Source organism: Paenibacillus sp. SC116, from assembly GCF_024733555.1.
Lineage (GTDB): Bacteria > Bacillota > Bacilli > Paenibacillales > Paenibacillaceae > Paenibacillus_B.
Map to the genome: position 1 here is coordinate 194,373 of NZ_JANIOF010000001.1, position 12,596 is coordinate 206,968.

The following is a 12,596-nucleotide window of genomic DNA, read 5'->3' on the forward strand; positions in this document are numbered from 1 at the left end:
GGTATATGCCAATGAATAAGAAAGTTTTCGTCTTAGCCATATCATTGGTGGTGCTGGTCATCCTTTTGATCGGTGGCATCAGTTTGATGGTGAATCAGACGGGAGAGAACACAAACGATAACTTAGCTAAAAAGGGAGAACAGGCTGCTGTGAACAAAGGGGCGGTTGTCAATGTATATACGTCGCGGCATTATACAGTTGATAGGAAGCTGTTCGAACAATTTACGAAAGCTACAGGCATCAAAGTAAATGAAGTGAAGGGAACCGCTGATGAGTTGATCGACAGACTGAAACGGGAAGGGGAGCATACCGAAGCAGATTTGTTTATAACGGTGGACGGTGGCTCGCTGCAAGCCGCGAAGCAAAATAATGTCTTGCAGCCTATACGTTCGAGTGCACTTGTTAAGCAAGTAGATAAGCGTTGGAGGGATGTGGACGAGCATTGGACAGCTATTTCAGCACGTGCGCGTGTAATCGTATACGCTAAAGATCGGGTGAAACCTGAGGAGTTGTCCACGTATGAGGATTTAACAAGCGAGAAGTGGAAAGGGCGCGTATTAGTTCGTTCTTCCTCCAACTTGTACAATCAGTCGCTTTTGGCATCCTTCATCAAGCTTAACGGCATAGAGGAAGCGGGCCAATGGGCTAGTGGAATCACGATGAATATGGCTCGTCAGCCGGAAGGCGGTGATCGAGACCAAGCGTATGCTATCGTTGATAAAGTTGGGGATGTCGCGTTAATGAACAGTTACTATATTGGACAGATGCTCAACGCCAACAAACCAGAAGAGGTAAAAGCGGCTAGCGGCCTTGGTGTTTATTTTCCAAACCAGCAAACGACTGGGGTTCACATGAATGTGAGTGGAATAGGACTGACGAAGTATGCGAAGAACAAAGATAATGCGATTAAGCTTATCGAATATATGACGAGTCAAGCGGGACAAACGTTGCTGTCGAATGAAAGCTATGAGTTTCCTGTTAATGAGTCAGCAGAAATGCCTCCATTGCTAAAAAGCTGGGGATCGTTTAAGGCGCAGTCTATTAATTATGCTGAGCTTGGTGATTATCAAAAAGAGGTAGCAGAGTTGTTTCAAGAAGCAGGGTGGAAATGATTCGTTCTCGATATTTTTAATGAAAGGACCTCAATTTCCGCCATAAAGGGGAGGATGAGGTCCTTATTTTAATTTTTAAACGAGAGTCCACTTTCCTGCAAAGCAGCCCGTAGTGTAGGTAATGATGCTGGACCTATACCATGCAGCTTTAAAATTTCTTTCTCACTATGAGTGGATAGCTGCTGCAAAGTTGTTATCCCGTGGTGCTCCAATGCTCGTCTTGCAGGTGCGGAAAGAAGCGAAAGAAATCCGGATTCGGGTTTGCTTTCTTGCGCACAGATTGGGCATGTGGGGCAATCACTACTTTTATAATAATTGTGTCCCTTGTCACAAGTTCTAAGTGTTTTCTTGGATGGCGCCATATTGAATATCTCCTTTTACATTCGTATCCACTGCAGCTAATTGTATGCTGATTTGTCTCCCAATGAGCCAATGATTCCTGTGCTTATTTTCACCCTTCCATTATAGAACGTACATTCGTAGATATCAAACCTACTTAACTATCGGAACATAACGCTTGCAAAAAGATTCGCATAGGGAGTAATTTTTTTGCTTTTCACACCATTTTCACATTTTCATTCGTTATAGTAACAGTAGAAATTGCAGATGATTATCATTATCAATGAGAATTGACTGAGAAAGATAGCAATAATGTTAGGAACGATGTGCTGGAATAATCAATCCAGCTTCATTCGATGAATGTAAGATACTGACTAGGGGGATCACTTGAAATGAAAAAGAGAAACTTCAGAAAATCATTTATGCTGCTTACCATTGTCATGATTATGACTTTGTTGGCAGGTTGTGTTGGCGGTAACAAGACTGCAGCGCCAGATGCTGGACAAGCAGCTAAAGAGCCAGCTAGCAAAACGAGCAACGAAGTAAATATTTATACAGCACGTCATTATGATGTAGATGCTGAATTGTATGCGAAGTTCACTGAACAAACGGGTATCAAAGTTAATGTAATTGAAGGCAAAGCACCAGAACTTATCGAACGTTTGAAGCGTGAGGGTGCAAGCACACCAGCTGACTTGTTCATCACAGTGGATGGCGGTATCCTCAATACAGCGAAGACAGCAGATTTGCTGCAGCCGATCCAATCTGCGACGATTGATACTCAAGTTCCTGCGGATATGCGTGATAAGGACAGCCAATGGGTAGGCTTGTCTACACGTGCACGTGTCATTGTATATGCAAAAGATCGTGTAAATCCAAGTGAATTGTCTACGTATGAAGATTTGGCAACAGATAAATGGAAAGGCAAGCTGCTCGTTCGTTCTTCAACGAATTTGTACAATCAATCTTTGCTAGCGTCTCTTATTTCTCTTAACGGTGAAGCAGAAGCTGAGAAATGGGCAGCTGGCATCGCAGCTAACTTAGCACGTGATCCTGAAGGCGGCGACCGCGATCAAGCGAAAGCAGTTGTAGCTGGTACAGGTGATGTTGCGATTATGAATACGTACTATGTAGGCCGTATGACTGTATCTGATGATCCAGAAGAAGTGAAAGTAGCAGAGAAAATCGGAGTATTCTTCCCGAACCAGCAAACGACGGGTACGCATCTGAACATCAGTGGCGCGGGACTTGTTAAACATAGCAAAAATAAAGACAATGCATTGAAATTGATTGAATTCCTAACAGCTAAGGAAGCACAAACAGCGGTTTCCAAAGCAAACTTCGAATTCCCAGTAAACAAAGAGGCAGAAATGCCTGAATTGTTGAAGAGCTGGGGCACATTCAAGCATCAAGGTTTGGACTTTGCTGTGTATGGTGAACTAAATCCGAAAGCAGCTGAGATTGCGAATAAGGTTGGTTGGAAATAAAAATGAACAAACGACGTCTCTTCATCAATGTGCGAAACAGAATGAATGCATGGACGATCGTTAGCTTAACAGGGGCAGCAGTTATTCTGCTGCCCATCCTGTATGTGATGTCTGGGTTGATTCGGCCAGCTAACGATAATTGGGAAACCGTAAAACAGTTCCTATTGACTGACTATGTCATAGGCTCTATAAAACTGGTGCTATTCACCGGTTTTTTTGCTACGTCTATCGGTGTTGTGCTCGCTTGGCTTGTGGTTGGATATACGTTTCCGCTGCGAAAATGGTTCCGATGGGCTTTGATGTTACCGTTAGCGGTGCCGCCTTATATCGCGGCCTATACCTATGCGACGATGACGAGCTATACAGGCTTTATTCAAGCAACACTGCGCAATCAATTTGATATTCATGTAACTCCTGGCACGATAGAGGTCATGTCAACACGAGGGGCCGTGTTTATTTTAACGTTGTTCTTATTCCCTTATGTGTTTATGATTGCAAAAATGTTTCTAGAGCGTCAGAGTGCGGTTTACATTGAAAATGCAAGACTGTTAGGACATAAACGACTATCCTTGTTCTTCAATGTCGTGCTTCCTATCTCACGTCCTGCTATTATTGCAGGCTTAATGCTGGTTGTCTTTGAAGTGCTGAGCGACTATGGCGTGGCGAACTATTTTGGTGTACAGACGTTGTCTACAGCCATTTTCCAGACGTGGTTCAGTATGTATGATGTTGACTCCGCGATGAAGCTAGCGGCATGGCTAATGGTTGTCATTATCGGGATATTCGTACTGGAGAGATATTTACGGCGCAATCAGCAGTACAATACGTCGATGAAGCAGAACAAACCGCTAACTCCGAAGCCTTTAAAGGGAGCGGCAGCATTTGGCGCCACAGCCTTTTGTATCATCGTATTTTTGTTATCGTTTGTCATTCCAGTTGTGCAGTTAGTCGTATGGGCGACTTGGACGTATGAGAAAATGTGGACTGCCGATCTGTTCGAATTGACGCTGAATAGCTTGAGTGGCGCTGCCATTGCTACATTTATCATCCTTACCTTTGCACTATTGTCGGCAAGAACGGTGAGAACGATGGCTTCATGGCCGGCCTATTTGCTTACTAAATTGATGACAGTGGGATATGCGGTACCTGGTGCGATTATTGCAATAGGAGTGCTGGCTGTCTGTATCCAATTCGATGAATGGTTAGCTTCCATTTATGCTTCTCTAGGTATGGGGGAGGGTGTACTTTGGTTAAGTACATCGCTATTTATGCTCATAGCCGGCTACGTGATACGATTTATGGCAACAGGCTATAATGCGATCGAAACGGGCTATGACAAAATTCCGCGAACCTACTCGGAAGCGGCAAGAACGCTTGGACACGGGCCTGCGAGGACCTTTTTCAAGATCGAGCTACCATTGCTGAAAGGGTCAATTGTAACTGGATTCATCCTTACCTTTGTTGAAATTGTAAAAGAGCTACCGATAACGATGCTGCTTCGGCCGTTTAACTTCAACACGCTGGCGGCAAGAACGTACCAATACGCCATTGATGAGCGAATTTATGAAGCAGCGCTGCCATCTTTGCTGCTGATCGGAATTAGTTTTATTTCTGTACTGTGTATCCTGAAGATTGAAAAGGAGAAGATGAGATGACGTTTGTGTCTATTAAAAACTTAACCTTCCGTTATAGTAAAAGGCAGATGCCGATTATCGATAATCTCTCCTTTGCGATTAATAAGGGAGAAATCGTAGGCATTGTGGGTGCAAGTGGCAGTGGAAAAAGCACTTTACTGCGTATTATTGCAGGATTGGAGCAGCCCGAGAAGGGGATAATTGAGGTCGATCATAAAGTGATGATGGATGATAGATGTTGGGTGGAAACGGAGCAGCGTGGTGTAGGTATGGTGTTTCAAGATTATGCGCTTTTTCCACATCTGAATGTGGCTGACAACATCGCGTTTGGGCTTCATAAGCTGAAGCGCTCAGAACGCAAGGAGCAGCTGCGTGAAATGCTTGAGCTGGTTCAGATGACGGAGTATGCGAAGCGATTTCCTCATGAGCTGAGCGGTGGACAGCAGCAGCGTGTCGCGATGGCTCGTGCTCTTGCGCCTAAGCCATCTATTTTGCTTATGGACGAGCCGTTTAGTAATTTGGATGCTCACTTGAAAGCTGGAATTCGAACAGAGCTGCTTCAAATTTTGCGAAAGGCAGGAATCACTTGCTTGTTCGTTTCTCATGATCAAGCTGATATTGAAGCTATTTGCGAGCGGGAGTTTTGTATTGTAGCAAATAGTAAGAACAATAGCTGCTGGTGTTGATGATTGTATCTAGAGATGTTTGTGGCCGATCGAGGGTGTATGAGCCTTCGATTGGCTTTTTTTGTTCATATCTATCTTTAACAAACCTTTACATTATTTTAACATAACCTTAATTGTTTTCTAGAAAAAGTAAGTTTACAATTACAGATGTAATAATAAAACTTAGAAAGGTGTTGTAAGGATGATGAAAATGATCAAGGCATTATTGAAAGGTATCATTTGTTCTTCTCTTATGTTGACACTTGCTGCCACTTCTGTATCAGCACTTCCGAAAGAATCAACTACTCCTACAGCTAAGAGCACGAATTCGCATATCATTTTTAATGGTGTGTCTATTAGTTCTTCGGATGCAACCAAGTACAAGGCTGCACTTGCACAAGTAAGGCACACTGTCGTCGAGAGTGATGGTGAAACATACGGATATGCAAATAAAGTAGATGCAGATAAGCACATCGAACGTCTTAATGAAGAACCTCGTGTTCAATTCATGCCACCACATGATAGATCTAAATTTTATGACCTAATCAACCTTGGCGGAGATGTTTTAGAAGTCCGTCAGGGTAATCATTCCACAGATCTAGGTGTTTGGAGTGACAAAATTTCGTCTGTAAAAGTAACAACTGGCTACAACGGACTTCGTTTATTCGAGCATGAAAATTACCATGGCAGTTCGATCTACTTACAAAAAGACAAGACCTATTCTAACTTAGGCGATCATTTCTTATGGCCAAACAAAACGTGGGACAATCAAGCGAGCAGTTTACAATTCCAGTAATTCCAGTAATAAGCGTGTAGTATTTAGCAGAGGTCAGTATCCAGTTTACTTTTCAGGGGTAAGCCAGTTGGATGATATTCATTCAGCTGGCTTTTTGGCATTAATCTTATAATGAACTTCTTATCCGCCAGTTGGAATGTTCATTCTTCCTGTTTAGAGCTTGAAAGTGTTATGATGTTATTGACTATCTCATCATTTGGGAGGCATTTCATTATGAAAATTGGAGTTATCGGTATTGGTGATATTGCGAAGAAAGCGTACTTGCCCATTCTAGGAACGCGAGCGGATGTGGAATTGTCAATTGCTAGTCGCAATCAAGAGGTTGTAACTCAAGTTGCGCAGCAATATCGGGTTGCACATCAGTGTGCTTCTGTACAAGAACTGATTGCTACGAAGATTGAAGCAGCATTCGTCCATGCGGCTACTGAAGCCCATCCGATTATCGTCCGTGAGCTTATCGAAGCAGGTGTTCACGTATTTGTAGACAAGCCGATTGCGTATACACTTCGTGAAACGGAAGAGATTGTATCATTAGCTGGGCGACGTGGTGTTGGAATAATGGTAGGCTTCAATCGTCGATTTGCTCCGATGTATCGGAATTTGAAGACAGAAATACACCATCCAGAGACCATTTTGTTGCAGAAAAATAGAACGGGCCCATTGTCAGATATTAGAACAACAATTTTGGATGATTATATCCATGTCGTGGATACGCTGCTCGCATATGTGGGTGATTCAAAGCTGGATATAAATGTGCAAGCTAAAATTGAAGAAGATCTGCTGCACTATGTCATTTTGAATGTAGCGTCAGAGAGCACTACGGCTATTGGCATGATGCATCGTCAGACAGGTGTTACAGAAGAACGTCTTGAGATCATGGGAAATCAAAAGAAGTTTGTAATCAACAACATGGTGCACACGACCGCATTTGTAAATCAGACTGAACAGCACCAGCCTTTCGGTGATTGGACGACAACGTTGTATCGGAGAGGTTTTGTCGATATGATTGATCATTTTATTACTTGTGTTAGAAATGGACAAGAATTTGAAACGAGTGGAGAACGTTCTTTACGTACACACGAGCTGTGCGAGAAGATCGTTTTGGATCTTTCATAGATCCATTTGCAGAGTTAATAAGCAGGAGTAGGTTACAAATATGGTGAAATCATTTTTTCAGAAGTTTATGTTTGCCAGATTTCTAGTAGTTGGTGTAATGAATACGATAGTTGGCCTAACGTCTATCTATATCTTTTTTAATGTCGTATCCTTGAATTACTGGGCTTCTACAGCAATAGGAAATGTAATAGGTGGCATTTGCAGCTATATTTTAAATAAGAAATATACATTTCAAGTGAAGTCATCCACGCCGAGTTTCTCAACGGCTATCAAGTTTATTGGTGTTAATATCGTAGCTTATTTCACGGCCTATTATATAGGGTATTGGATTATCACAATGGCAGAGAGCTTTGAGCAGTATATGTCGCCACTGCTGTATGAGAACCTTTCTATATTAATAGCTTCGGGCCTATTCACGATATTTAATTATGTTGGCCATAAATATATAACCTTTGCGAATCGAAGTACGCCATTGTAACTACTATGTGCTGTTCAAAGCATACAATGATTAATACCATTTATTTCAATTATTAAAATAACCTTAAGTCCCATGCGTTTTAAAATGAATCGGTTAACATGTTGGGAGGGTTAAGTCACCTTGAATAATTCAATATGGATAATAGTAGGGATTGCGCAGTTATGCACGATTGGTACTGCAGCGTTTCGAGCTTCACAAGACGTTTCGGGGCAGCGCAAGTTCCCGAAGATGCTCTGTATGTTGTTTAGCAGCCTGCTCGTTATTACCTCATGGCTCGTAGCTGCATCGGCAGATTTTGCTACTCCTTATGTATGGCTGGCTGCCGGGATGTCACTTTCATTCATCGGAGATTTATCGATGGCTGCTTTGTTGCCATGGCGCCAACCGATTATTGGGGGCATGATCACATTTGGTCTTGGACATCTATGCTACATGATTTCCTTTACTCGAATTGCTGATTCCACTGGCTCTACCATTTATAATGAGGCGTTTATCGTAAGTGCAGTGGTTCTCATTGTTACGCAATTATACGTATGGAGACGTATTCTGAATGTACCTACACAACCGCGAGCTATTGTGAATGGAGCAGCGGTCTATGGACTGCTTGTCGGTTTCACGGCAGTATATGCGGCGGGCTTGTGGCAGGCAGTAGGAGGTCTGTGGCTGATTCCGCTCGTAGGTGGCTTGTTATTTGTATGGTCTGACTTCTTAATTGGATGGTTCGATATCGGTGGGAGAAAATTGAGAAATCCTCGTTTATGGATATGGATTACATACGGGATCGCTCAAATTTGTATCGTGTATGCACCACTCGTGCACCTGTTGCAATAACGGGTGCTGCTACTTATGTTTTGTTATCGATATCTTGTCCGAGGATAAACGATCACTGGAAACCATTATTTTATAGAGAGGCTTTCCATCTTCAATAGAAGTGGAGAGCCTTCATTTTTGGATATATACAAGGGAAGAACGGCGCAGCAATAGGCTTAAGCTCACGTTACAGGTATTACCTTTTATTTTCTGATTCGAATTGGACTACAATGGGTACATCATTTTGTTCAGAAATTGTTAAGTCTACAGAACTATAATGAGAGGATTATACATTATTTATCCTTGATCATTTTCACATAATTGCTGATAATCATAGGTATAAAGCATTATTTTTGTAATTATGAAGGCATGACGAAAAGCTGAACTTACCCAGATCGTGAGTCCAGATTCATATTTTTATAAGGATGAGAGGAGTAATAACGTGAAACTTATATCTGTCGTGATACCTGCTTATTACGAAGAGGAAGTTATTGAACATTGTTATGAAACATTGACGGAAGTAATGAGTCATACGAACTATACTTATGAACTTATTTTTGTCAATGATGGGAGTCAAGATCGTACATTTGAAAAATTAACTCGTATAGCCAGTAACGACTATAACGTAAAGATTATCGACTTCGCAAGAAACTTCGGGCATCAGGCGGCGGTAACTGCAGGGATTTCTAAGGCTAACGGTGACGCAGTTGTTATTATTGATGCGGACTTGCAAGATCCTCCTGAAGTCATTGTAAGCATGCTCGCGAAGTGGGAGGAAGGTTATGATATCGTCTACGGCAAACGGAAGAAACGCGAGGGAGAAACGTGGTTCAAGCTCGTAACGGCAAAATACTTCTATAGATTCCTCAATTACATGTCGGATGTAGATATTCCAAAAGACACAGGCGACTTCAGACTGATTGATAGCAAAGTGGCTCATATATTCAACCGCATGTCGGAGAAAAACCGCTTTATTCGCGGGATGATAAGCTGGATTGGATTTAAACAAACGTATGTAGAGTATGATCGGAATGAACGATTTGCTGGGGAAACCAAATACCCGCTTCGGAAGATGATTAGATTCGCAACGGACGGCATTGTTTCATTCTCCTCGAAGCCGCTGAAATATATTATGCGTATTGGTTTCGTTACTGTTATACTGGCACTCGGTCTTTTAATTTATTCTGTATGTGCTAAGCTGCTAGGTTCTCCAACAGAGCCAGGATGGACTTCGATTATGGTAGCTATTACATTGTTCAGTGGCGTACAGATGCTTTCTCTAGGTATTATTGGAGAATATATCGCCAGAATATATGACGAAAGCAAGAATAGGCCTCTGTATATTGTGCAGAATGAAGTCAACTTTGAGCAAATGCAACCATCCAACAGGACTAAGGATACGAAGGTTTCCTCTATTATGTAGGTGAAGCACTCAATGATTCCTTTTTGAATCACGAAGGTGAGGTTTAATGGGGTGAACAACAAGAAAATGGTGTTGGGTGCAGGAATTATTTTATCTATTCTATTACTCACATCCTGTGACCGTTCTGAGCAGGTTGTGAAACCTGTTCAGCCTGACAAGCCTGTAACGACAGCTCCGCTGCTGCCAAGAGAGAGCTATGGGGATCAGCCGCATACACAAGCAAATGAAGAGCAGCTGTACCAGTTTATTACTAAGCAGTTGACAGGAACATACGGTGTATTTACGAATTTCCGTAACACGGATCAGTCTGCGGAAGTGGCGACTGGGCATGAAGTGTTGAGTGAGTCTGCAGGGTTGCTCATGCGTTATTATGCGCTAACAGGGCAGCAGCAGGCTTTCGATGCAGAGTGGAATCGTGCTAAGCAGACATTTAACTTGTCAGAAGGATTTAGTTATCGTTATAGTCCACAGCACAATAAACGTTATCCGTTAAATGCTGCAGTAGATGATCTTCGACTCATACGTGCATTGCATGAGGCTAGCATTGCTTTTGACAATAAACGTTATTCGAAGGAAGCTGAACAATACGGCAAGCGATTCTACGATCATAACAGTAGAGACGGACGTCTGTATGATTTTTACGATGAAACGTATAAGATGACAAATGACTTTATTACGTTATGTTATATCGACCTTACTTCATTAGGACTGCTGCCTATTTCAACATCTCAAGAAGAGTTATTGCAACGAAACATGCTCGACATTATGCATAAAGGCTATCTATCTGACCAATTCCCATTTTACGAGACGAGATACAGCTATAAATCTGAGACGTATCAATCGGAACGCATTAATACAGTTGAGTCGCTGCTAACCATATTATCGCTCGTAGAAGTGAAACAGCACAATCCAGCAAGCATTACATTTATTAAAGAGCAGGTGCAAGCTGGAACGCTGTTTGGGCAATATACGAAAGAAGGTAAAGCGACAACAGATATCCAATCGACTGCTATATACGCGATTGCTGCGATGATTGGATCTGAGCTCGGAGATGAGGACTTGTATAAAGCAAGCATTCAACGAATGGAGCAATATCAAGTCCGTAATAGCGGTACGAAGCTTGATGGAGGATATGGGGATGCTGCCACACAGCAAGCATATTCATTTGATAATTTAATGGCTTTATTGGCCTATGCGCATTAATGGAAATACAGGAAGGGTGAAGAGCTGATGACGGAGAGAGTGAACATACGCGTAAAAAGCATACTCATTGCGTTAAGTCAGTATGTATCTCCGGCTATGCTCGCAGCTGCGGGAGTTCTAATTGTTACGATAATCGCTTTGTTTGTACCACCTTATATCGGGATGGCAGATAACGGAGACTACTCACGAATTATTTATAGCAACGGTTTGTATATTCTGAATCCTGACTATAAAACGCATTTCTTTGGCTATTTCGTTAAAGAGTATGGCATGTTCCAGCACTTTAATGAGCATGCAGCTGCTTTGTTCTCGTCACATTCGTATTTTATTCGTTTAGCTATTTGGCTAAATGAACTGTTCTATAGTGATCAGATTTTTGACGTTCGGTTTCAAACCATTATTTTTGTTGCCTTGTACACAGTCGCTATTTATCTGCTTATCGAGAGTCTAACTTGGAAAGTTCCTCGAAAATACGGCTACCCAATTGCCTTAATCGCCATTTTTATATTTGCAGACACGGCGTATACGGCTTTTTTCAATTCCTTCTTCAGTGAAAGCATCATGTTAATTATGACTATGTTTTTATTTGCTTCGGGCTTGTTGTTATATCGCAATCGTTATAACGATTATGTACTGATGGCCGTGTTTTTTATTAGCGCATTGATTCTAACAACGAGTAAGCAGCAAAATGCTCCTGTAGGTGTCATTCTCGCGGTTACTGGCGTTGTACTCGTATTTATACGTAAAGAGCGATCTTTCCGTATTTGGATGTCATCGATTCTCGTGGCTTTATTTTTGACGGGAATTGGAACCTACGTGTTAATTCCGAAAGAGTTCGTAAATATTAACGCGTACCACGCTATGACCCGTGGTGTTTTGATGGAATCAGAGGATCCAGAAGCAACGTTGAAAGCCTTCGGCATTGATAAGCAATATGCCGTTCTAAATAAAAGCATATACTTTGAACCATTCACAACTGTAGATGTGGACTCCAAAATACTAGAGGATCATTTCTATAGCAAATATGGGTTCGGCTCGATATTGGCTTATTACCTGACGAATCCAAGTCAAGCATTTAAGATGCTGGATATTGCAGCGAAACATGCCTTCACGATAAGGCCTCCTGCTATGGGCAACTACGAGCAATCTGCGGGCAGGGAGTTTGGAGAGCAAACCACGTTCTTCTCCCTATACAGCAATATAAAGCATGCGCTAGCACCAAAAACGTTCGGCTTCGTCATACTTTGGGTCATTCTCATTGTTGGGCTGTATATGCCATCTTTTATTACAGCTGTAAAGGAAAAGCATATGAGGCACATCCAGCGGTTGCCGCTCATTATTGGCATGATGTTGCTCGGTTTATCCGGTATATTTGTTTCCATTATTGGAGCAGGAGATGCGGATTTATCCAAGCATGAGTTTTTATTTACACTGGTGTTTGACTTAGTGACATTTGTCGCAGTAGCCGATGCTATTCGTCGATATTTATGGCGAAGTGACCAAGATGTTGCCATTGAAGCTACATGACGAACG

General features: G+C 42.1%; 12 protein-coding genes. 11 read left to right on the forward strand and 1 reads right to left on the reverse strand.

Features of this window, described 5'->3' with window-relative positions:
- Positions 1 to 11: 11 nt before the first annotated feature.
- Positions 12 to 1,112, forward strand: coding sequence for a Fe(3+) ABC transporter substrate-binding protein (locus tag NQ117_RS00665; protein WP_258276108.1), 1,101 nt, complete (start codon positions 12 to 14; stop codon positions 1,110 to 1,112).
- Positions 1,113 to 1,180: 68 nt separating this feature from the next.
- Here the strand turns inward: NQ117_RS00665 and NQ117_RS00670 are convergent, their stop codons facing one another.
- Positions 1,181 to 1,474 carry an RNA polymerase alpha subunit C-terminal domain-containing protein gene (locus NQ117_RS00670; RefSeq protein WP_258276109.1) on the reverse strand — a complete coding sequence of 98 codons (294 nt, stop codon included), beginning with the start codon at positions 1,472 to 1,474 and terminating at the stop codon, positions 1,181 to 1,183.
- A 369-nt stretch (positions 1,475 to 1,843) separates the two neighbouring features.
- Between NQ117_RS00670 and NQ117_RS00675 the strand changes: the two genes are divergently transcribed.
- The 10 genes from NQ117_RS00675 to wsfD all read left to right on the forward strand — a co-directional run bounded on the left by NQ117_RS00675 (position 1,844) and on the right by wsfD (position 12,590).
- A complete protein-coding gene (locus tag NQ117_RS00675; RefSeq protein WP_258276110.1) occupies positions 1,844 to 2,938 on the forward strand; it encodes a Fe(3+) ABC transporter substrate-binding protein in 1,095 nt (364 codons plus the stop codon).
- Positions 2,939 to 2,940: 2 nt separating this feature from the next.
- A complete protein-coding gene (locus NQ117_RS00680; RefSeq protein ID WP_258276111.1) occupies positions 2,941 to 4,593 on the forward strand; it encodes an ABC transporter permease in 1,653 nt (550 codons plus the stop codon).
- On the forward strand, positions 4,590 to 5,258 hold the full coding sequence (locus tag NQ117_RS00685) for an ABC transporter ATP-binding protein (RefSeq protein ID WP_258276112.1): 669 nt from the start codon (positions 4,590 to 4,592) through the stop codon (positions 5,256 to 5,258). The genes NQ117_RS00680 and NQ117_RS00685 overlap by 4 nt, the downstream gene beginning before the upstream one ends.
- 181 nt (positions 5,259 to 5,439) lie before the next feature.
- Positions 5,440 to 6,033 (forward strand): beta/gamma crystallin-related protein, encoded by a 594-nt coding sequence (locus tag NQ117_RS00690; protein WP_258276113.1) that lies wholly within the window; start codon positions 5,440 to 5,442, stop codon positions 6,031 to 6,033.
- 213 nt (positions 6,034 to 6,246) lie between these two features.
- Positions 6,247 to 7,149, forward strand: a complete 903-nt coding sequence (locus NQ117_RS00695; protein ID WP_258276114.1) for a Gfo/Idh/MocA family protein — start codon at positions 6,247 to 6,249, stop codon at positions 7,147 to 7,149.
- Between the two features lie 40 nt (positions 7,150 to 7,189).
- Positions 7,190 to 7,627: a GtrA family protein gene (locus NQ117_RS00700; protein ID WP_258276115.1), complete on the forward strand. Its 438-nt coding sequence runs from the start codon at positions 7,190 to 7,192 to the stop codon at positions 7,625 to 7,627.
- Positions 7,628 to 7,747: 120 nt separating this feature from the next.
- Positions 7,748 to 8,458, forward strand: coding sequence for a lysoplasmalogenase (locus NQ117_RS00705; protein ID WP_258276116.1), 711 nt, complete (start codon positions 7,748 to 7,750; stop codon positions 8,456 to 8,458).
- 421 nt (positions 8,459 to 8,879) lie between these two features.
- Positions 8,880 to 9,860, forward strand: coding sequence for a glycosyltransferase family 2 protein (locus NQ117_RS00710; protein WP_258276117.1), 981 nt, complete (start codon positions 8,880 to 8,882; stop codon positions 9,858 to 9,860).
- A 51-nt stretch (positions 9,861 to 9,911) separates the two neighbouring features.
- Positions 9,912 to 11,063, forward strand: coding sequence for a hypothetical protein (locus NQ117_RS00715; RefSeq protein WP_258276118.1), 1,152 nt, complete (start codon positions 9,912 to 9,914; stop codon positions 11,061 to 11,063).
- Between the two features lie 27 nt (positions 11,064 to 11,090).
- Positions 11,091 to 12,590, forward strand: coding sequence for a glycan biosynthesis hexose transferase WsfD (gene wsfD, locus NQ117_RS00720; protein WP_258276119.1), 1,500 nt, complete (start codon positions 11,091 to 11,093; stop codon positions 12,588 to 12,590).
- The last annotated feature ends 6 nt before the right edge of the window (positions 12,591 to 12,596 follow it).